Genomic DNA, 22,212 nt, shown 5'->3' with positions numbered 1-22,212 from the left:
ATCGCTTTATGCTGGTGCAGCTTATTGATTTTATTACGCTGTTTTGCACCAATTTGTATTTATCCACCGCTCTGAAAACAAGTCGGGACGGGGCCTCACATTGTTATGGATACAATACTTTTATTGACTAACTCCGACAGCCCAAACAGAATCAATCTTCTTATGCCGCCACAGGCAGCAACTCCGTCAGCGCAATAAACGCTGTAAAGTACTCTCCCTTAACCACGGATTATTAAGACCATGCCGATGCAAAATACTCATCCCACTCTGATTCGGATGATCCCGCTGCTTTTTGTCTTCCTGTGGAGTACGGGCTTCATCGGTGCTAAATACGCACTGCCCTTTGTTGAACCATTTTATTTATTATTTCTGCGCATGGTGCTCACCATTTTTGTGTTTCTGGCACTGTGTCTGCTGTTTAAAGCAAAGTGGCCACCCATGCGTTTGGCCGGTCACCAAATGGTCTCCGGTGCATTGATTCATGGGGTCTATCTTGGTGGTGTTTTTGCTGCGATAAAATTAGGAATGCCCGCTGGTGTCGCAGCGATCATTGTTGGCATTCAACCGATACTAACTGCATTAATCAGCTGGCAATTATTCAGTGACGCGTTGCGCCCAATGCAATGGCTGGGCTTGGGCCTTGGTTTGGTTGGGGTCGTGGTGGTGGTATTTAGCACTCAGTTACAAGATGAGGTTAGCCTGACCTGGCCAGCACTGATTGCTTCAATCGCTGCATTATTAGGAATTTCTATTGGTACGCTCTACCAGAAGCGCTTTAGTGGCGGGGTAGATTTACTAACAGGTTCTGTCTGGCAGTATGTGAGCACTGCTGTGCTAATGGCGGTGTTAGCCTGGAGCTTTGAAACACGTGAAGTAACTTGGGATATTCAATTAATTCTGGCGCTGGGATGGTTGGTGTTTGGCTTATCAGTCAGTGCAGTGTTATTGCTGATGTATATGATTCGAGAAGGCGAAGCTTCTAAAGTCGCTGCCTATTTTTATCTGGTGCCGCTGGTGGCTTGCGTTGAGGCTTGGTTGTTGTTTGACGAGGATCTGCCGCCATTGGCGATTGCCGCGAGTGTATTAACGGTGCTTGGGGTTTATTTGGTACTGAAGAAACCTGCCTCAGCCAAATAAGGTCTGGAACCATTTAAAGCCTGGAATCATTGATGTAGTGACCTCAAATTATCACCTCTACCCGATAGGCTAAATCAACCCATCGGAGTAGAGGTAAACATCACAGCTTACTGCGTGGAATAAGTGAAATAGCCACTATTGCTGGTCGCTGCATTGCTTGGGAAGTAGTCATAACCTTCCTCAGCATAGCTACCGGTAAAGGCTGCATTGACTGCCTTATACACAATACGCATTTCCGCAGGATCACCAATCGATGCACGCGGCAATCTCATCTCAGCAAACACTGTACTGGTTGCCGCTTCAGCTGTATCTACCGATGACCATGACCAGTTCGTGCCAGTACCGGTATATTGCTGCAATACCGAACCCTCAATCACAAACTCAGCACCCACGCCACCAGTCACTTTGAAGCCGGTATCAGGGTTATTATCGGTGTCGATATAAATCTGCCAGGGCCACCATGTAGCAGTGTTAATTGCACCATCGTTTTCATAGAAGAAGTAGAGGTTATCGATATCATGCGCGATACGGGCTTCAATCCAGTCAGCCTGAGCACCGGCTACAGCTATATCATCACCATCCCGACCCAATGACTGAATGCTGATCCAGTCCGTGTAGTTTGCATCCATGCTCATCACACCTGTATCAACCGGATTCGAGTTGCTGCCACCCAAGTCATAGGTCAAATAGCCAAGACCCGCGTTTGGATAACGGTCGATACCTGCTTCGCTATAATCACCGGTGAAAATTCCATTTCGGGCAATATACGTCGCGTGTAGTGATTCGGGATTACCAAGCGCGGATAATTCAATTTGATACTCACCAATGTCACCACTGATCACGCCACTAGCGCCGGGTACATACTGCCAAGACCAATCACTGCCTGCACCGATATATTGGTAAAGCCCATCCCCTTGCAACATGAACTCAGCACCAACATCATTGCCAGCCTGATAGCCTGTTGAAGTGCTTTTATCCGTATCTAAAAATACCTGCCAAGGCCAAGTTAAAGAAGTATTGATATCCCCATCATTACGATAAGCGACATACAAATACACGCCATTGTGCGCCATCCAACCTTCGAGCATGTCAGCTTCCGAGTTGGCCAGAGTGATATCATTACCATCAATACCAAACGACTGGAGACCTGACCAATCCGACAAATCACCATCTATTGTCAGCACATCAACATTGGACACAGGCGTTAGCACAACACCTGAACCAGCACTTTCACCCAAGTTATACTCAACGTAATCTGACGATGCCATCAAAGCGGCATACTGATGCGAAATCTGAGTAATTTCATCACTTCCGGAAACAAGTTGAGCAACTGGCGCATCGAAGATAATTGGCTCAGCACCAATCGATCTGATCTTGGCGATAATAGCTCGTACATTCGTGCTGTATTGCTCCGGGGTAACTCCCGTGAAATAGTCATTCACCCCACCAATGACCCAGACATAATCCGGATTCTGGCTGGCGATATCAGCATCAAACCGTGCCAGCATTTGTGCTGAAGTATTGCCACTAATTCCCTGATTAATTATCGCACTCGCGTTAGGTAAACGCTCATTCAAACGTCCCTCAAAGCCACTGCTTGAGAACCAACTATCACCTAGCAATACATGACGACCTTGATTCAGGTTTTGATCACTCAATGTACGCAAACCAAAGTCAGCAATTGCGCGATAACCAAACCAGTTGGGATGACTGCCGTTGTCATAGAAATTCCATACATCCTGACCTGCACCAATCACGGCTGGTAGCGGCTTCGCTAAGGTCAAAGTAGAACCCGACACGCTGGTGATTGGCAGCGTGTAATACTCACCGTCATACGACAAGTAAGTAATCAACTGACCGTCCTGCAAGGGATAATTACCATCTAAGAATAGTGTGGTTGCTCCGGTTGCCGCTGATGCAGTGACCTTCATAGACAGCGTGCCACCCGTTTCTTCATAGATAGAATACTGGCCATGCAGCAAGCCATAATGCATCGGTATTAAAGAATAGGCTGCCGGGTAATAATCGCGACTCGCATCCGAATAATCACCCGTAAACACACCATTTCGTCCCATAAACAATGCTCGTGCAGTCTCAGGATTACCAATCACGCTTCTAGGAATCTGGAACTCAGCCTGAGCACCGCTGACAGAGTGTGCCATGCTGCCTAAGTAATTCCATGTCCAGTCACTACCGCTTCCGGCGTATTGGAACAAACCAGAGCCTTGCAGCATATACTCTGCGCCCAGTGATCCATTGACCTGATACCCCGATGCAGTATTGCCATCGGTATCCAGATAAACCTGCCAAGGCCACCATGTCTCTGTATTAATATCGCCATTATTTAAATAAGCGATGAACAAATTACTAGCGTCATGTGCAAGCCAGCCTTCGATGAAATCAACTTGTGCATTAGCCTGAGCGATTGATGGTGCTTCACGCCCTAACGACGGCACACTACTCCAATCACTTAAGTTCCCATCAAGACTAATACTGCCATCACTGACTGCATTGCTGATAGCGCCACCGGTATAACCACCGTTGTTTGAGCCATCATCTACAACCGTAATGTTGATCGTCGCCACAGCACTATCAGTGGTGCCGTCATTAGCCACAAACGTGAAGCTATCACTTCCGGTGTAATCCGTATTAGGTTGATACTGTAAGTTTGGCGCAGTCCCTGAGAGCTGACCATTAGCAGGGCCAGAAACCACCCGGTATTGCAGTGATTGACCATCTGCATCGGATGCACTCAGGGTGATTGAAGTACTGATATTTTCCGTTGCGGTCACATTCTGCGAACTCGCAACTGGTGGATTATTACTTTGAACAATTACCGGAACCACTTCCCAAACAATCTGCTCCGTCCAGCTATCAAAGGCACCACTGCCAAGCTCTGCACGAACACGCAGACGCATTTCTTTGCTGCCAGAGACATAGTTACCGATATTATTCGAAATCGTATGAACTGCCGGGTAGTTACTTTCATTACCAACTGTCGCGGTATCAACAAGTTCCCAGTTAGCACTCTGGTAATTATAGATATAGACCGTCTGACTGACACCAGCCAGTGAATAATGACCGAGTTGTAGTACCTTGATTTCACTGATCGCAGACGTGTCTTCCGTAATAGTCGTCGTGACATACCAATCTGTGACACGGCTACCGCCTGAACTCACCGAGGCAATATCATAAGTATCCCCATCAACACTTTGGAAATAACTCAAATCTGTACTATCAACACCACCAACGGTCAGACTGACACTCTCGGGATGATAGTAGCCGGTAGGTGGCGCTACTTTGATAGCAATCGTGCCATTAGCCTGCCCACCATTACTGTCGAATAAGGTATAAGTCAGCGTGTCTGAACCACTAAAACCTGTCGGAGGTGTGTAACGATAATTACCACCACCCAAACTAGTTACAGAACCACGCGTTGCCGATGAAGCATACACGCCACCAATGCTCAGCGTGTCACCGGCATCCAAGTCACCATCATTCGCTAATAGCGCGGATGTATTGATATCCAGCGAGGTACTGATATCAGTCTGGTAATTATCCTTACCCGCAGCCGGTGTTTGATTAACCACCGGAGCCTGCGCACCAGACAATGACACAACCACTAAAGCATACTGTGTTAGCGGCACATTAAAGCTAATCTGATTGCCACTTTGCGTGTAGTTCAGCGTCGTTGGTGTGGTATTAGTCGTGTCAGGATTAGTGACTGTAAGACCCGTCACCGTTTCACCGTTTGGTATGGTGTAGTTCACTGATACCGATGTTGGAACAACTGAGAACGAACCATTCAAACCAATAAAGTTTGTGAACTGAATAATCTCCTGCTGACCAAGACGTGATGTTTCCATATACACATTGTCGTCAGCACTAGCGTTCACGGTAATGGTTGAAGCACCACGCACCGCGTTAGCAAGGCTATTACGCGCAGCCGCTGTTTCGTTAACCAGATAGTCCTTACCTAAGCGATCTGCAAAGTAATAAGTCTCCCCGGAACCATAAGACTGCACATTTGACGCAGGAACCGAGTCACCGTAGTTAAAGCCTAGCAGGTCTGCCAAAGCATAATTACTGCGAGCGATACCATATTCATCGAGTAAGGTTGGATTCGGTCCGGTAATCACCAAGCGTCCACCCTGCTGCACAAACACTCTGAGACGATTGGCTTCTTCATCAGAAATCGCTTCAATATTTGGCATCATCACCGTCTGATAGCGGTTTAATTCATCCTGATCCGGTACTACCAAAATATTGAACGGGATATGCTCATTCACCAGCACTTTGAGCACACCGCGGTGTTCCGCTAAGTAATTACGCTGATAAACACTATCGATTTCGCCAGCAGCCCACCACAGGTCATCACCACCATCATCCGTGGTTGCAAACATACCTAAACCAGTGAACTGATCAACATAATCACGACTAGGTGAGGAGAATAAAATACCAGTATTGGCCGTTGACTCACTCTCAAACAAGTAAGGCGCATTCACCTTACTCCAGTTAAACATACGCGCTCTGAAGGCCGGATCAACCGTGGTTGCCATTTCCGGTACTTTCAGTTCATAGGGATTATTACCGGCAATCAAGGCCTGCGCCATCACCTGCTGCGCATCATCCTGATTCACACCGTAAGTAAAGGTCCATGATGGCTTTTCACCGGTTGCCGCACGTGAATATTTCAGAGCAGAGATAAACGAAATCCAATCGTCTTCACGTGCATTACGCATGCCCACGTTGTTACTCATGGTATCGACTTCATAAACTGCGGTCAGGCCCTCTACCGACTTGGTAAAGCCTGCATCCAAACCGTAAATGGTGCCACCGTTATAGTCTGTTGGCAGTGTCTCAGCAATGATGACAAACTCAGGATCAACTGCACGTGCTGTCGCCGTCATATCGGTCAGGAAACGCGCCAACTCTTCGTGCCGCCAGTGAATCCAACGTCGCCAAGCCGGATCATTCCAGTCCTCGGCAGTCGGAATCGACATACCGGTATCACTTTCAAAGCGGGCAATCGCTGCAGGGTTGAAATCCGCCCACTTGGTGGGTCCAAAGTCTGCATAAATTGGCACATCAGCCCACACGCCATCAATGCCGGTTTCTGCCATTTTAGCGATACGGCTGAAGAAGTAATTACGATAGCCCTCAGAACTTGGTGACATCCACGCACTTTCCGCATCCGTCTCTACCCAGAACACCTGACCGCCACCGCCATAAAAGACATTTTGCTGCCCATCGAGCCCCAACTGTACCCAGTCAGGATGATCCTTTGCCATGGTATTTGGAATATTTGCACCGTTGATGGTGATCATTTCCAAGGCGGGAATGTACCAGACCACGCGCAGACCGCGCTTGTGCGAAGCGTCAGCAACCTGACGCATCAAGGCAAGCTCTAACTCAAACTGGGCATCGGACTGGTAATTAGAAAGGTCTGAATCCGCTTCTACTACGGTGACATTCTGCGCCACCATATCATCCAGAACCTGCTCTAACTCAGCCGTGCTGATGCCGACATAAAGAGCAGCTCCACCGACTTTTGCTGTTTTTGCCCAGCTATCAAAGGCTGTGGGTTGTGCTGAAAAGCCTGGATTACTCCAAAGTAGTAACAGCGGTAGAACGCATAGCCATAAGACTCGCAAGGTTAGATTAACCGAGGTATTCATGCGTGGGGCTCCGATTATTTTTGGCATCGCCTGATTTTAAGTATGTATCTGGCTTTTATAGAGATATCGGAAACAAAGCGGCATCGCCGACTGTACTGGCGGTCAGTCTCTGAAGACAAGTGGGACGGAGTGTTTAGTGACTAGACATAATGCAAACAGCCTGCGCAAACTGGCAGGCTGCTAAGTTCTTAACCTCAGGATAGGTCTTGGTTTATGACGCTATCAAAGGTTTTATCGCGTTATTTGGTCTTTAGAAGGAGTATTCTTTCTTGCTAATACGCGCTGTAATTTCAATTTCAAGCTTCATCGCATCATCCAGCAGGCCCGCCACAAATACGGTCGCTGCAGGCTTGGCAGTTCCTAAGTATTTGCTAAAAGTCGGCCAGCAAGGTTCGAAGTCAGCTTTATCAGGGAAGATGTAATGAACACGTACCGCTTGATCCAGACTACTACCAGCCTCTTCCAATGCTTTAGCGATATTGATAAAGCACTGCTCTGCCTGCTCAACCACATTATCAGAGATCGACATTTCATCGTAGTTGTAGCCAGTGGTGCCGGAAACAAACACGTAGTCACCATCAACAACAGCACGGGAATATCCGATTTTTTGCTCAAATTCAGAGCCAGAAGAGATCAGTTTGCGGTCCATAATAATCCTGAGTTACGATCAAAGTCGTCTATATGAAAACCCTGAGTCTATGCGCTAGAAATTATGCTGTAAACTAATTGGCTGCCTCTAAAAAAACGGCGGGGATTTTTAGCGTTTGCCTAACTCATATCACCATCATAAAACTTCATCAGTGCAGCATTGTCTGCATCACCAATGCCCGCACTCGCAAATAAGCGATGAATCTCTGCACACGCCGCCGTTAATGGCATGGCAGTATTGGTTGAACGCGCCAGATCCTGAACACCATTTAAGTCCTTCACCATATTATCAATGCGTCCGGTTGGGCTGTAATCACGCTCAGCCATCTTGCCCATAAACTCCTGCAGAATCGCACTATCCGCACGCCCCCCCTGCCAATGCCTGAGGAATTTTTGTAGCATCAACACCGGCATCCTGAGCCAGTTTTGTAGCTTCGGCAACGGCGACAAAGTTCAGCGCACACAACACCTGATTAATCAGTTTGGTCGTCTGCCCCGCACCGGATGGGCCCATCAATGTGTAGTTGCTGCAAAGCTGATCCATCACCACTTTTGAGTCTTCAAAATCATCCGCATCACCACCAGCCATTACCGCTAATGTGCCTAATAATGCTTTAGGTGCACCACCGGATAATGGGCAATCCAACCAACGCAATCCTTGCTCCTGCGCACGACTCGCCAATGCCTGAGTAGATGCAGGATCAATCGATGACATATCAATAATCAAGGTGCCCTGTTTAGCACCTGCCGCCACGCCATTCTCACCAAACACTGCCTTCTCAACAATATTAGCGGAATTAAGACTTAAAAAGACAAAGTCAGCTTGCGAGGCGGCATCAGCGGCAGAGCTTGCAGCCGTCGCGCCCAAGTCGGTCAGTACCGCAACTTTTGGCGGATTCGGATCAGACACCGCCAGTTGATTTCCGGTTTCCAGCAATCGAGTGCCAATCGCCCCACCCATTACACCTGCGCCAATCAACGCTACTTTACTTGTCATAACCGTTCTCTTTTATTTGTTGCTGTATCAGCTGAATAATCTGTTGTGGTGTACCGCTAATATCGACGGAAATAGCGCATTCATCACTCCCCGGCATCTCTAAAGTAGCCAGCTGGCTATCCAATAATGCGGTAGGCATAAAATGTTCTGTACGCGCTGACATGCGCTCCATCAGTAACGGCTTGTTACCGTCTAGGTGTACGAATAATACGGACTCATTAGCCTCGGAGTACAAGCTATCCCGATAGGATTTTTTGAGTGCAGAACATGCTCCAACACAAACGTCGGACTGACTGGCCATCGCCTGTGCAAAGTCCTTCAACCACGGCCAGCGATCCTCATCATTTAAGGCATCACCCCTGCTCATCTTCGCGACATTAGCTGCGGGATGATAATCATCAGCATCCAGAAAATCTGCGTTTAACGCATTAGCCAACATCTTGGCAATAGTTGATTTTCCACTGCCGCACACCCCCATCACAATAATCAGTCTGGGTGTGTTCGCCATTATTTCAGGGTCACTCACGCGATCAGTTCCGTTTACTCTAGATGCAGGCAGTAATACCACCATCCACATACAATGTCTGCCCGTTGACAAAGCTAGACGCACCGGATGATAAGAAGACGCAGGCCCCAACCAACTCTTCCAACTGTCCCCAGCGGCCTGTCGGTGTGCGCTTACACAACCATTCACTGAACTCAGGATCGCTGACTAATGCTGCATTTAATGGTGTATCAAAGTAGCCCGGAGCCAAAGCATTCACCTGCAAACCATACTTAGCCCAGTCAGTCGTCATGCCCTTGGTCAGGTTAGACACTGCACCTTTAGACGCGGTGTATGGCGCTATTCCGGGGCGCGCTAATGATGTCTGTACCGAAGCAACATTCACGATTTTACCGGCACCACGTTTGATCATGTGCTTTGCCACTGCCTGACCCACATTAAACACTGACGTTACATTGGTGTTCATGAGCCGCTCAAAGTCAGCGGGATCAAAATCCTCCAGCGGCGTACGGTGCTGCATACCTGCGTTATTCACCAAAATATCAATCGGCCCGACATTGGCTTCAAAGTCATTTACCGCCTCTGCAACAGCGGCGTGATCCGTCACATCAAATGGCAGTTGGTACGCTTCAATTCCCATCGCCTTGAGTTCATCCGCTGCTTTCTGCAACTTGCCAACATCACGGCCATTAATCACCACATCAGCACCAGCCTCTGACAAACCTTTGGCCAACATATAACCAATTCCCTGACTCGAACCGGTGATTAATGCGCGCTTGCCTGTCAGGTCAAAAATAGTTGTTTTGGTATCCAAAAAATGACTCCTCGATAGTTGCAGAACCACAGACTGTAATGGTCTGCGATGGGGTGTAGGCTCTGAGATAATGACTTGCATTTAGCAATGTTATCGATAACACTTGGAATGTCAACCGAGCCAGAGGAATCAGCGTGAATAAACCAGAAATACTGCAATTGGGTGCTTACTCCGAGCGGGACGAAGCGCTTCTTAATGAACACTTCGTGATGCATCGTTTTTTTGAAGTCGATGACAAAGAGGCCTTTTTAAAACAGCACGCTGCCAACATTAAAGCCATTGGCACACGCGGCGATTTACGGGTTGAAGGTGAGCTGATTGATGCCTTACCCGCGCTGGAAATGATTGCAGTTTACGGCGTTGGTTATGATGGTGTTGATATGGACCGGGTCATTGCCAGAGACTTGCGCATGTCCAATACACCCGATGTATTAACCGGTGATGTTGCAGACTATGCCGTCGCGATGATGTTAGCTCAGTCACGTGCCATTGTGGGGGCCTCTGACTGGGTTCGTTCCGGCAACTGGGGTAATACTGGCGGCTATGGACTAACCAGTCGGGTACACGGTAAGCGTGTCGGAGTGTTAGGTTTAGGTCGGATTGGGTTTGAGATTGCCAAACGGCTTGCCGCATTCGATATGGAGATCAATTACTCCAGTCGCAGTGCAAAACCGGAAGCTGCTGATTGGAACTTTATTGCTGACCCCGTGGCACTGGCTGAAGCCTCTGACTTCTTATTTGTTGCACTTGCCGCTAATGCTGAAACCCGTCACATCGTCAGTAAAGAAGTGATCGAAGCAATGGGTAGCACCGGCATGATTATCAATATCAGCCGCGCCGCCAATATTGATGAAGAAGCCTTATTGGATGCTCTGGAAAGTGGCGCATTAGGATCAGCTGCACTTGATGTATTTGAGGGCGAGCCAGTGATTAATGAGCGTTTCTTCGCACTGGACAATGTACTGTTGCAACCTCACCAAGGCTCAGGCACGGTCGAGACACGTGAAGCGATGGGCGATCTGGTACGCAACAACTTACTCGCTCATTTTGAAGGGCGTGATTTATTGACCCCTGTAAACTAAATTCGAGAACACAAGGAAATCACCATGCGCGCACTAGTCATCCATGATGCAAAAGATTTACGAGTCGAAGAGCGTGAGTGCCCTTCACCTCAGGCCGGACAAATCCGTATTCGCGTTGCCAGTGGTGGCATCTGTGGCTCTGATTTGCACTACTACAATAACGCAGGCTTTGGCACAGTGCGCCTCAAGCAACCGATGGTACCGGGACATGAGTTTTCAGGTTTCGTAGAAGAGCTAGGCGAAGGTGTGACTGGTTTCGAACAAGACCAGTTAATTGCGATTTGCCCCTCTCGCCCCTGTGGCGATTGCGAATATTGTGACGAAGGCGCACGTAATCACTGCATGAATATGCGCTTCTATGGCTCAGCCATGCCCTTCCCGCATATACAAGGTGGCTTTCAGGAAGAGCTGATTGTCGATGCAAGCCAATGTGTTGATGCGACCGGTTTAAGCGCTGGCGAAGCGGCCATGGCTGAACCATTTTCAGTGTGCTTGCATGCTGCCAGACGTGCTGGTGAATTATTAGGTAAACGTGTGCTAGTTACCGGTTGTGGTCCGATTGGAGCCTTAGCCGTCGTCGCAGCCAAAAGTGCGGGGGCAACAGAGATTGTGGTGACTGATCTGGTAGATAACGCTTTGGAATATGCAAAAGCTGCCGGTGCTGACAAGGTCATTAATATGAGCGATACCCCGGACGGCCTGGAGGAGTATTGCGCTGGTAAAGGCACCTTCGACGTGTTGTTTGAATGCACTGGCTCACACCATGCACTAGCGGGTGCGATTCCTGCGATGCGACCTCGTGGCGTGATTATGCAGCTTGGTTTGAGCGGTGATATGCCTGTGCCAATGATGGCAATTACCGCGAAAGAACTAGAAATTCGCGGTTCTTTCCGTTTCCATGAGGAATTTGAAATTGCCGTGAGTCTAATGAAATCGGGTCGGGTCGATGTGAAGCCGTTGATTTCACACTCCTTACCAATGGATCAGGCGCTGGAAGCATTTATCATTGCCAACGACCGACAACAGGCAATGAAAACACAGATCGTATTTGCGGCAGCTTAAGTTTGTCAGATTAGATGTGTAAAAGAGAACGACTTGAGGCTTTGAGATGCAAAGCCAATTCCTATTTCAGATGGCAAACCATGTAAATCAGGACTTGAACTCCTGATTTACATGAAATATCGTTAGTGCATGATTCCAAGAAATATAACACCAGAGCTGCTCAACCAACTCAAAGAATACCCGATAGTCACTGTTCTCGGGCCGCGCCAGTCAGGAAAAACAACTCTGACAAAAGCGGTGCTGACTGACTACGAGTACGTGAGTCTTGAGCATCCTGAAAATCGACAGATTGCTACCGAAGACCCAAAGGCTTTCCTAAAGCGCTATGACAACAAAGTGATCTTTGACGAAGTCCAGCGCGCCCCACACTTGTTGAGCTACCTGCAAGGCATGGTGGATGAGCGTTCGGAAAACGGGCAGTTCGTTTTAACGGGTTCACATCAGCTAGAGTTAAGAGCTTCCATTTCTCAGTCGTTGGCAGGACGGACAGGAATATTGCATTTGCTGCCGCTAACCATCTCTGAGTTAAGTGCAGCCAACATTCAGTTCGAAGACTTCGAAGATTACTTGTTCAACGGGTTTATGCCCCGTGTGTATGACCAAAACCAACGGCCTCATACCGCCTACGCCAACTACTACCAAACGTATCTTGAGCGTGATGTCAGGCAGTTAATTAATTTAAAAGATGTCACCTTGTTTGAGAAATTCATTAAGTTGTTGGCGGGGCGAGTTGGGCAGTTGGCAAACTACCAGTCGCTTGCTAATGATGTAGGCGTGGATAGCAAAACGATCAAGCATTGGTTGTCTATTTTGGAAGCGTCGTTTGTTATTTTTAAGCTACCGCCGTACTTTGAAAATTTTGGTAAGCGAGTGATTAAGTCACCGAAGTATTATTTCACTGATACAGGGTTGTTGTGTTACTTGCTTGATATTGAAACCGTTAAGCAAGTACGACGTGATCCGTTAATGGGTAATATGTTTGAAAACCTTGTGGCACTCGAAGCACTCAAGACCCGTTATAACCAAGGGCTTAGTCCTAACCTTTATTACTTTCGCGATTCGGCTGGCAATGAAATTGACCTGTTGTTTAAGTCGGGTCGTGACATTGTCGGTATCGAAATTAAAGCAGCTTCCACATGGCATCATCGCTTTAAGAAAGGCTTGGTGCATTTTTCAGAGAAAAACTCACCGCTTTATCAGTCGTTAGTGGCGTATAGTGGCGAGCGTATTGAATTCAGTGATGGTGTTAGCGCTATTCCTTATGATCAGGTTGCTGAGGTGTTTGCTTGAAACGGCCAGCGAGTATCTGCGGGATCTTGTTCTACAGGATATGCGGTACAAGGAAGCTAATACATGGATGACACTACGGGAAGAACTTATGCCGGGTATGAAAGCGGATCGTTCTGCTATTGTTGAAGTGAGTGTTACGGATGTCATCAATCGAAATAAGCAGTCTTAGATGTCTAGAGAAGTATTTATGCCCGCCAACTCTATGAGTTTAAGCTAGTAACTTGTTACTACGCAGCTCCCAAGCTTCACGATTTAAACGGAACACAAAGCAGTCACTGTCTTCATCAAACTGTCTTTGTTCAACAAACACGAAACCAAGACGTTTATAGAAGCGGTGAGCGTCTTGGTTGTTGGCTAGGGGATCGATCAAGATAGCTTCCACCTCGGCCTCATCAAAACAACGATTGATCGCAAACGTCATCATCTGTGCGCCATAACCATGGCCAAGATAAGCTTCTTCGCCAATCCAGATATCCATCGCCCGTAAATTAGGTGGCACATCATGCCCCCAATAATGGCTAGGCTCTGTGGCTGGGTTGATAATTTGCATCGCGCCAATGGGGTTGCCATCCAGCTCCGCGATCAGAAACTCCATGCTGTCATCCTGACTCGCTAACTCATCTTCCCAGTCAGCCTCAAAAGATGTTGTGCCATCGTTACTGACGGCCTTTTTGACATGAGGCTTCTCATCCCAGTAATACAAAATATCGGCATCGCCAAGGACTGCCTGACGAATATGTAGACTCATTTATTCCTCCTTAATCGCCTCTCTCACCTCGCGATAACAACCTGTCGAACTACTTCAATTTAGACGCCCAAATCGCAATACGATGCTTCATTGAGAGCTGTGAAATCTGGTCATTCGGTAGTGGTTGAATGATCTTATCGTGTACTAACAGGCGGTAAATATATTCGATTTTATCGGCCTGTGAATCCGTCGGTTCAAACTCTACAACCCCACGTTCTACACCGTATTTCATACCCTCCGTGATTGCTTTTTTAACCATCTCTTTTTCGTTCTTCATTTTTTTCATAATAGGCATCCTTTATGATGAATCGATTAGTTTACTTGAATACGTCTTGTACCGTATTTCCGGCACGAGGCTTCGATCTGTTTTTTCTTCTGGCTGAGTTCGTTGAGTAGTTTACTCATGGTTTTAATCTGTTCATAGTTGAGGGTAATACGTTATTTTTCAGGTGAAATAACTGCCATTTCCGGATCGGAGTTAATTTTAGCATGACATGCCTGCCTGTTGTTTGAGTTCGGCTAGCTCTGCATCGCGGCGGTGATAGCCGGTGTCTTGGATTAGTTTGTCGGCTGCTTGGATATGTCCTTCGAGGGTTAGGATGCCGGGTTCGTCCGGGTCGGCTAGTTCTGTGGGGAGGGTTCTTTGTTCTCGGTCTGGGGTGGCTTCTTTGTATTGATCGGGGTCGGCTTCTATGGCTAGGATTAGGCGGGCCATTTCCAGGTGATAGTCGGTTAGGTGGAGGCGCATGCCGGAGGGTTCGGCGATTTCGTAGGTTTCTAAAAGATCATTTTTTGCTGCTTCATAATTGAAGTCACATCTAAAGTATTCTGAGCGGTAGATCAACGCATAAGGCCACCAGTCGTGGGACTGGTCTAGCAATTTAAATGTATCAATAGAAAAATTTAATTGCTCTATTGCTGCTCTACGGTTTCCATAAGGTGCTCTGGTGAGTATTGCACCAGCACAAATAGCACCTAAGCAGGCATCGTTATGGTCTCTATGGTTAGAAGCTATTGAAATTATTGATTTGGATAAACTGTATGCTTCTTCATATTGTCTAAGGTCGATCAATAATTGGCAGTATTGAAAGCCTTGAAACGATAGTAGCTCTTTTGGTCTATCTTTTCCTTCTCTATTTGCTTGAATTCCTGAGGCTGCTTCAAAGAGCGCCTGAGACTCTTTATGCTTCCCCAGTTTATGAAGTGTTTCTGCTTTAGAGCACAAAGCAGTAATGTTTTTAAAGTCGATTTCGTATTTGATGCCTCCTAAGTAAGAGTCAAATGCATTCGCTAATGATATGGCTTTCTTTAAGAATCCAAGACAATTATATATTTCAACCAAATTGGTCGTGATGCCCACAATGATGTCATGATTTTGGTGCTTGTAACCAAAATCTAAACGTGATGTTAAAAGAGGTATCGATTCGCGTGGCCTACCTAACCTCCAAAGCTCCATGCCACTCCATTCTGCTATTACGGAGCTAGTTGCTGGATCAAGTTTTGATGAGAATTGGCTCCAAGCTACTTCAAAAAAAAGACTAAGTAATTGCAACCGTTCAGTAGGCTGATTTTTTAGGTATATTTTCGTCCCGCGCTCAATCCTCATGAAATAAATTTCATGGAAGCTTTCACTCATATCACCCGCTAAACACCCATGCACCACCGCCCGAAACAACGGCTGCATCTCTTCCAGAGTATCCGGCAAATACTTCCCCCAAAGCTTCTCCGGCAACCCCTTATAATATTCATACAAAACCGTATGCGCCTGCCGCCAAGCTTCCCCCTCATTCTCCTGCAACTGCCGTCCAAAATACTCCCGAATCAACGGATGACAATCAAACAAATCATCCCGCCCCTCATGCTCCGACATCATCTGAAACTTACCCAACAAATCCCGCCGCGCCACCAACCAAGCCTTCTTATCCACACCTTCAGTCAACCCCGGAATCCCAGCCTCCCAAAGCACCTCCAAAACGTCCTGCTCCACCGGATGGTCAAACAACCCCAGCAGATACAACAACTTCAGCTCAACCGTCCCCTCCAGCCACTGCTCATAAGCCTGCATCACCTTAAACGCATGCCGCTCCACATCATCATAATCACCAATCAACTCACCCAGCGTATCCCGCTTCCGCACATCCCCATCCAGATAAGTCGCCAGCGCATTCCCCAGCAAATGCAGTGCCAAAGCATGCCGCCCATATTCTTCCACCGCCGCCAGCATATCTACATCACGCCCATGCACCGGATAAGGTTCAGTAAACGAACGCAATAAAGCCACTCCATCTTCCGGCGCAAGATTCTGCAAATCATGCTGCACCACCCGCCGTCGTCCTTTCAGCTCACGCACCGGCAAGCGCGTCGTAATAATGCACAAGCTGCTATGATCCCCCATCAGACAACGCAGCATTTTCCGAATCGCCCGATCCTTCAATTCACCCCGCATACCGCGCCCCACCTGCTGCAAGGGCTCTAAACCATCCAGCACCAGCAAGCACCGCCGCTCACGCAGTAAATCAGCGATATACTCGCCCTTCTCTTCCTCCGTATTAAAATCAGAAATGTCTTTATCGGCCCGCAGCGATTTCAATGCCTGGATGAAAAAGGGTGTCGCGGAAATCTGTTTATCCTCACTGGAGCCTTGCGAATAAAACGACCACGCAATCAGTGCTTCAATCTTGTCGTGGTTATCATCCAACCAATGCCGCAATAATTTGGTTTTCCCCGTACCACCAGAGGCCACAAACTGTACAACATGGGTATCCGCATCCAGCAAAGCCTCATCCAGCAGCGCCAACTCATCCTTACGACCAAACAACTCACCTTCAACCGTTGGCAAAGCATCAGAATGAATGGTACGAACAAAGCGCTTTTTACCCAGCGGAGGCATTGTTTCGCCTAATTCGCCACGCAAATGGCGGTACAGGTGATCGTATCCACGAGGCAAACTCAGGTCGTAATGACTGTTACCGAATAAAATGGTGGGAATAAAGGCTTTGTCATCTGAGGAGAACAGCACGGGGATAAATTTATGGTTGAGCGTCCGATCACGATACAGCGTGTTGTAAATTAACGAGCCTTCCCACGCTACACCAAGGCCTTTACCTTCCTCCTCTTCCAGCTGCAACCGCTTCAGATAGATTTCGGTACACACCATGAGTACAAAATCAGCCTCCCGAATACCCCTGTCCATCTTGCGTGGCCAGCCTTCAGGCGGTGCTGGCTCATACTGGTCAATCCAGCAGTCAACACCATCCCCCCGCAAATGATTGGATAAGGCTAATACCTGCTCACGGTGTGTATCTGAATCGTGGCTATAACTAATGAAAACCTTTGACATACATCTGACTCCAGAGGTGGTGGTCAGCCGATTGTAGCATTTCTATTCAATCAACAAGCCAATTCTCCACTCTCAAACCCGCTACCCGCTCAATCTCCCCAACATTATCAATGTGGTGGTAAGTCATCAATATCCGGAAAAACAACATCTAACGGCTTACAGTTTTGTAAAAAGGACCACTAGTGTCCGGTTAAGAATTTCATCATAAGGCTAAACGCCTGAGCCTATCAGGTTTAGGGTAAAATATGAGTTGTCGAGACAGCATATTTACCCCCCAACAGAAGGCCCAGACGATGAAGCATACTAACACCGTTTTTCATGATGTTTTAAAGCAAATATCCAGACCACTTTTCGATAAGGCTGTGAAGCGACATCAAGGCGATTACCGGGTACGAACCCTCAACTGCTGGACGCAGTTTATTGCCCTGCTTTACGGTCAACTGACACATCGGCAGTCGCTACGTGATCTTGAGCTCGCTTTTAACAGTCATGCTAATCATCATTACCATCTTGGCACACAGCCAATTCGTCGCTCAACCCTGGCTGATGCCAATGAAAATCGACCTGTCGGGCTTTATAAAGAGTTGTTCTATGATCTTCTGGGGAAGGTGCGTACCTCCGTTGGCACAGAGGCGTCACAAGCCATTCGCTTGATTGATTCCACGACTATTGACCTCAACAAAAAACAATTCTCATGGGCTCATTTTCGAACAGGAAAAGGGGGAATTAAACTACACGTTGTTTACGACCCAACGCTGGAAGTGCCGACTTTCTTTAACCTGACGTCGGCCAAAGTGAATGACAGGAAAGCCGCCAACCATCTGCCATTGATTAAGCACGCAACCTACGTTTTTGATCGGGCCTACAACGATTACCGCTGGTACTACGAACAGCTACACTTGAACGGCAACCGATTTGTTGGACGAATGAAAAGCAATGCCGTGTTTGGGGTCACTCAAACGTTTGCTTGTGAAGGCAATGTATTGGAGGATCAGGCCATCCGCTTAACCTCTGAAAAAGGGAAGAACTGCCCGATTGAACTTCGGAGAATCCGCTTTATCCGCGCCGAAGATAAAAAAGAAATTGTATTGATTTCCAATGATTTAAAAAGCGAGGCGACGGTTATTATGGGGCTTTACAAACAACGCTGGCAGATTGAACTTTTCTTCAAATGGATCAAGCAAAATCTACGGATTAAACGCTATCTTGGCACGTCGGAAAATGCAGTATTGATCCAGGTTTTGGTGGCGATGATTGCCTATTTTTTGTTGCGATTGATTAAGAGCAATTATCCAGTGGGCGCCCTATCCTTGCGGGCTATTGGTCAACTGATATCGACCAATATATTTCATCGAAAATCGATTAGCGAACTCGTAGGTATAGCCTTGAGCAAACCAAAGCCTGATAAAGTAATTACTAATCAACAACTTGAGATGCAGTATACTTAACCGGACACTAGTGAAAAAGGACAGCAACGGCTCAACCGGGATCGCTTCTATAATCAATCGATTACCTTCACGCCTCAGCACGACTGATTCGCCCGGTAGTTCAAACTCGCGTGGGATAAGAATCTCCTGATTACTGTCATTGCGAAACAGACGCACTTCGCGTTGTTCAGTATTTACTCCCTGAGCTTGCATAACATCCTCCAGCATATGTCTTGGCATATACCAACATAACTACTGATTCAGAAAAAAGCAAAACAATGGCCTTGTGGAACTAAAAACCATTATGATATTCTTACTTAGTAATACTTTTAAGGAGTCAAACCTATGGAAACAACCTCAGTTACAAGCAAAGGTCAGGTGACAATACCACTTAAAATCCGGCAAGAACTAGGCATTCGCAAAGGCAGTAAAGTTACCTTTTCTCTAGTAGATGGACTTATCCAATTGGTTGTCAAAGAAAACCCGAAACCTGTTTTAAATAGTGGTTTTGGTATGCTTAAAAGCAAAAGGAAAGCAGTACCCGTAGATTTTGACGTTGCCAGCTTGTTGGCTAAACCATGATTGGTTTAGATACCAACGTCCTCGCTCGCTATTACATTCATGATGAAGATGACAAGGAAGCGAACAAGCAACAATTGGCCGCAAAGCGCCTTTTCGAATCTGGGCAATCACTAAAAGTCAGTAAGACGGTGATTCTGGAGTTTGAGTGGATCTTACGTGGTTTCTATCAGTTTAACCCCGAAGACATTATTGCAGTTTTTCAAAATTTACTGAGTCAGCCACACATTTCTGTTGAGTCTCAACAGGAAATCGAACAAGCAATATCAGGGCTAGCCGATGGCCTTGATTTTGCAGATGCCCTTCATCATGCGCATTATCAAGACTGTGAAGCAATGGCATCATTTGACGACCGCAAGTTTGCAAGGCGCGTGAAACGTTTAGGGCTTGCGCCACGCATAACTGTTCCTAAGTAATATTTAGCAGCAATTCTAACTAGACCAAACAGCCATCATTAAAGCTTCAATTGAGTAGCCTGTAGTTCTGAATAGCGTGTGCTGATCTGGAGGATTTTCTGAATTTTCGAACGTCCAAAATTAGCAGATGATCATTACCCTGCTATCGCTTTGATAGCTCGCGCAGAAGGTCGGTGGCGAGAATATGACGAAGTCGTTTGAAGCGGCGGCGTTAAATGGTCAGATTGGCTCGACGACTTCTATGCTGGAAATCGATCTGACACCGGCTCACTTAAAAGGTTTATCACTGCATGTGGTGTTTATGTTGATCCCGATGCTGCACAACGTGAAGAGCATGGGCATATCCTGACTCAGTTAGCTAGCATGGCTGAAGCGGCCTATCTTGGTGAGCCAGCTAAAGCGGTGGAGCAGTATGTCGGGGCTGAGTACATACAGCATAATCCGGTAGTCGCTGATGGCAAGCAGGCATTTATTGATTACTTCACCGAAATGGCAAGGCAAGGGATTATCCGGGCAAGCAAATTGAGTTTGTCAGAGCGATAGCGGAGGGTGATTTAGTAGCGTTGCATACCCATCAAATCTGGCCGGAGGGGCAGGATCAGGCGGATCAGTCGATACCTGATATGTCGATGGAAGACCGGGAGGCGCGTCGTATCGGGATTAATATCGGTGACCGGATTAGCTATGCGGTCGCCGGTAAAACGCTGGAATTCAATATCGCCGCGATTCATCGCCAGAAGGGTGTGCAAACCCGTTTCTGGTTTGAAGGGATTGTCGCTGATGGTGCGCTGGGAACTTCAATTGAGCGTTATGTGGGGCCGGCGTGGTTGAATGATGGTCAGGATGTGCTGGCACAAAAGCGTATTGCTGCCGGCGCCCGTGAATTACTTGGGCAGGCGAGTCAGGTGTATGAGGCTTCGGTGTTAAATGTGCTGGGTGCGCGCCTATCGGTGATCCGCAAAAGTTTGTATCTGGAATTCCTGCTGCTGATCTGGTTTGGGTGGGGTTGTTGACGGCGTTGGTGGTGAATGTGTCGATGCTGGTAATTGGGGGCAGTATTTGCATCGGCGGATAAGTGTGCAGCCTGCGGTGTTGTTGCGGGGTATGGGGTGAATGCTTGTATATGGCTCTCTGAATGACTGAGTCTTTATCAGGCTGCTGGCTGCCAGTCATCACGTAGGAAAACTATGTGTCTCATGACAGACAGCAATCTGACAAAAAATGGCCGAGTGAGATATTCACCGGCCGTTGTAATTACTGAAGCAAGTTCATCTCAGTAAACGCCTGAAGTTATGCAAACTCCGGCGATCACTCGGAGAGGTTGGAATAACCAGCCCTTGAGAGTCATCGGGACTTATAAGACGAGCATGTTTACCTCCACGCTTGTATACCCAGCCAAGCTTAACAAGCTTCCTGATTTCTACATTCCAGTCTTTATCTGAACTATATTTTCTCATGACTGACCTTGCCCATCGGTGTAACGCGATTGAAAACCAATTGGGTTGAACGCCATTTCGGAGAATGCAGCTCCAGCTCCGACTGACAGAATAGGTTTACTATAGACGTATCCATCGCTTGACAGTGTGGGACGATTCTGGAAAAAGCGGCCAAAGGGGTCGATCATAAGATATGATTCGCACATATCCTCGTGATCTTCAATGCATTGGATCGAAGCGAAAGCCTCATGCCTGCGAACATAGGCTGCAAATTGCTTGTCACTAATAGCCAGAGATGTATCAAGAACCGGCAACATACGCAGAACCTTCCAACGATCCGGCTGAACCTGTTCAACCAAATGACTCAGGTCTTCTCCTGCATTCAGGCGGTTTACCACTGTATTGAGCTTTATGGTCATTAAGGGGTTTAGAAATCGTGCTGAGCGTAAATTTTCTATCAGTTCATTTACGTTGAGTAACTTTCCGTGCCTATCGTTTCGGCCAATTGCCCGGTTGATCGCCGGGTCGTTTGAATCCAAACTAATCCCCAGACAAGTCAGGTCTGGCGCTAATAATTGGAGTGCCTCATGCGAAAGTTTAGAGCCGTTGCTGATAATGGACAGCCGAAACCCAATCTCACGGGCTGCCCGAGCGATCTCAACTAAGCGACCATTAAGAATTGAAGGCTCACCCCCCGCAATATTCAGGCGAACCGATTTCCATGAAAGCGTTTTTCTTAATGGGTTTTGGGTGTTTTCAGGGTGAAAGAACCGGAATACGTGTTCCAACAAGTCGATAGTACGATCAGGGTGATGAAACAATTCACGCCGATCTGGCTGATCTTTCCAGTGAGCGTAGCAATACTGACAACGGTAGTTACACGCCTCAGTGATATGCCAGTTAATAGTAAGATCCTCTACCTGATGGATAGTGGATGAAGTGATCGGATTTGAGTTGTTTCCGACAATAGAGTTTTTCGTGTGCATGCGTATATTCCTTGACAATACCTGCTCTTCGCAGGAAGTGAAGTTTTTACATGGTGGACGTTTAACG

20 protein-coding genes are annotated in these 22,212 nt (G+C 47.3%); 10 read left to right on the top strand and 10 right to left on the bottom strand.

Annotated elements, in window-relative coordinates; all coding sequences use genetic code 11:
- The first annotated feature begins 240 nt into the window (after positions 1-240).
- A complete protein-coding gene (locus DKW60_RS11785; RefSeq protein ID WP_219988737.1) occupies positions 241-1,137 on the top strand; it encodes a DMT family transporter in 897 nt (298 codons plus the stop codon).
- Positions 1,138-1,244: 107 nt separating this feature from the next.
- Here DKW60_RS11785 and DKW60_RS11780 read toward each other — a convergent pair whose 3' ends face one another.
- From DKW60_RS11780 to DKW60_RS11760, 6 genes are all read right to left on the bottom strand, one after another.
- The gene (locus DKW60_RS11780; protein ID WP_181389675.1) at positions 1,245-6,815 is read right to left on the bottom strand and encodes an Ig-like domain-containing protein; all 5,571 of its coding nucleotides are present in this window, start codon (positions 6,813-6,815) and stop codon (positions 1,245-1,247) included.
- 250 nt (positions 6,816-7,065) lie between these two features.
- Positions 7,066-7,464 (bottom strand): RidA family protein, encoded by a 399-nt coding sequence (locus DKW60_RS11775; RefSeq protein WP_109837850.1) that lies wholly within the window; start codon positions 7,462-7,464, stop codon positions 7,066-7,068.
- A gap of 119 nt (positions 7,465-7,583) precedes the next feature.
- Positions 7,584-7,865 carry an NAD-binding protein gene (locus DKW60_RS24035; RefSeq protein ID WP_219988736.1) on the bottom strand — a complete coding sequence of 94 codons (282 nt, stop codon included), beginning with the start codon at positions 7,863-7,865 and terminating at the stop codon, positions 7,584-7,586.
- Positions 7,819-8,460, bottom strand: coding sequence for an NAD(P)-dependent oxidoreductase (locus tag DKW60_RS11770; protein ID WP_219988735.1), 642 nt, complete (start codon positions 8,458-8,460; stop codon positions 7,819-7,821). Before DKW60_RS11770 ends, DKW60_RS24035 begins: the two co-directional genes overlap by 47 nt.
- Entirely contained in the window at positions 8,450-8,986 is a 537-nt protein-coding gene (locus DKW60_RS11765) for a gluconokinase (RefSeq protein ID WP_219988734.1), read from the bottom strand. The genes DKW60_RS11770 and DKW60_RS11765 overlap by 11 nt, the downstream gene beginning before the upstream one ends.
- Positions 8,987-9,005: 19 nt before the next feature.
- Entirely contained in the window at positions 9,006-9,779 is a 774-nt protein-coding gene (locus tag DKW60_RS11760) for an SDR family oxidoreductase (protein WP_219988733.1), read from the bottom strand.
- A gap of 134 nt (positions 9,780-9,913) precedes the next feature.
- Here DKW60_RS11760 and DKW60_RS11755 point away from each other — a divergent pair, with 134 nt between their 5' ends.
- The 3 genes from DKW60_RS11755 to DKW60_RS11745 all read left to right on the top strand — a co-directional run bounded on the left by DKW60_RS11755 (position 9,914) and on the right by DKW60_RS11745 (position 13,213).
- The gene (locus DKW60_RS11755; RefSeq protein ID WP_109837848.1) at positions 9,914-10,861 is read left to right on the top strand and encodes a 2-hydroxyacid dehydrogenase; all 948 of its coding nucleotides are present in this window, start codon (positions 9,914-9,916) and stop codon (positions 10,859-10,861) included.
- Positions 10,862-10,885: 24 nt separating this feature from the next.
- A complete protein-coding gene (locus DKW60_RS11750; RefSeq protein WP_109837847.1) occupies positions 10,886-11,923 on the top strand; it encodes an L-idonate 5-dehydrogenase in 1,038 nt (345 codons plus the stop codon).
- Between the two features lie 129 nt (positions 11,924-12,052).
- Entirely contained in the window at positions 12,053-13,213 is a 1,161-nt protein-coding gene (locus DKW60_RS11745; protein WP_109837846.1) for an ATP-binding protein, read from the top strand.
- A gap of 208 nt (positions 13,214-13,421) precedes the next feature.
- On the opposite strand, the gene DKW60_RS11740 is transcribed toward DKW60_RS11745, so the two are convergent.
- The 3 genes from DKW60_RS11740 to DKW60_RS11730 form a co-directional block, all read right to left on the bottom strand.
- Positions 13,422-13,961 (bottom strand): GNAT family N-acetyltransferase, encoded by a 540-nt coding sequence (locus DKW60_RS11740; protein ID WP_109837845.1) that lies wholly within the window; start codon positions 13,959-13,961, stop codon positions 13,422-13,424.
- A gap of 49 nt (positions 13,962-14,010) precedes the next feature.
- A complete protein-coding gene (locus DKW60_RS11735; protein WP_109837844.1) occupies positions 14,011-14,247 on the bottom strand; it encodes a DUF5062 family protein in 237 nt (78 codons plus the stop codon).
- A 198-nt stretch (positions 14,248-14,445) separates the two neighbouring features.
- Complete coding sequence (locus DKW60_RS11730) at positions 14,446-17,301, bottom strand: toll/interleukin-1 receptor domain-containing protein (protein ID WP_109837843.1); 2,856 nt, start codon at positions 17,299-17,301, stop codon at positions 14,446-14,448.
- 245 nt (positions 17,302-17,546) lie between these two features.
- Here DKW60_RS11730 and DKW60_RS11725 point away from each other — a divergent pair, with 245 nt between their 5' ends.
- The 6 genes from DKW60_RS11725 (at position 17,547) to DKW60_RS24030 (ending at position 20,736) form a co-directional block, all read left to right on the top strand.
- Positions 17,547-18,749 (top strand): IS4 family transposase, encoded by a 1,203-nt coding sequence (locus tag DKW60_RS11725; RefSeq protein WP_219988732.1) that lies wholly within the window; start codon positions 17,547-17,549, stop codon positions 18,747-18,749.
- Positions 18,750-19,073: 324 nt separating this feature from the next.
- Entirely contained in the window at positions 19,074-19,310 is a 237-nt protein-coding gene (locus DKW60_RS11715; protein WP_109837841.1) for an AbrB/MazE/SpoVT family DNA-binding domain-containing protein, read from the top strand.
- Entirely contained in the window at positions 19,307-19,723 is a 417-nt protein-coding gene (locus DKW60_RS11710; RefSeq protein ID WP_109837840.1) for a type II toxin-antitoxin system VapC family toxin, read from the top strand. Before DKW60_RS11715 ends, DKW60_RS11710 begins: the two co-directional genes overlap by 4 nt.
- Positions 19,724-19,907: 184 nt before the next feature.
- A complete protein-coding gene (locus DKW60_RS23685; protein ID WP_219988731.1) occupies positions 19,908-20,072 on the top strand; it encodes a hypothetical protein in 165 nt (54 codons plus the stop codon).
- 14 nt (positions 20,073-20,086) lie between these two features.
- Positions 20,087-20,266, top strand: a complete 180-nt coding sequence (locus tag DKW60_RS11705; protein ID WP_219988730.1) for a hypothetical protein — start codon at positions 20,087-20,089, stop codon at positions 20,264-20,266.
- Positions 20,267-20,286: 20 nt separating this feature from the next.
- The gene (locus DKW60_RS24030; protein WP_219988729.1) at positions 20,287-20,736 is read left to right on the top strand and encodes a hypothetical protein; all 450 of its coding nucleotides are present in this window, start codon (positions 20,287-20,289) and stop codon (positions 20,734-20,736) included.
- A gap of 440 nt (positions 20,737-21,176) precedes the next feature.
- Here DKW60_RS24030 and DKW60_RS11700 read toward each other — a convergent pair whose 3' ends face one another.
- Complete coding sequence (locus DKW60_RS11700) at positions 21,177-22,145, bottom strand: viperin family antiviral radical SAM protein (protein ID WP_109837839.1); 969 nt, start codon at positions 22,143-22,145, stop codon at positions 21,177-21,179.
- Positions 22,146-22,212: the final 67 nt, after the last annotated feature.

The sequence above is a fragment of the Leucothrix pacifica genome (assembly GCF_003172875.1).
In the GTDB taxonomy this organism is placed as follows: domain Bacteria; phylum Pseudomonadota; class Gammaproteobacteria; order Thiotrichales; family Thiotrichaceae; genus Leucothrix; species Leucothrix pacifica.
Note: the sequence above shows the minus strand (reverse complement) of the source record. Positions and strands in the feature narration are given on the sequence as shown.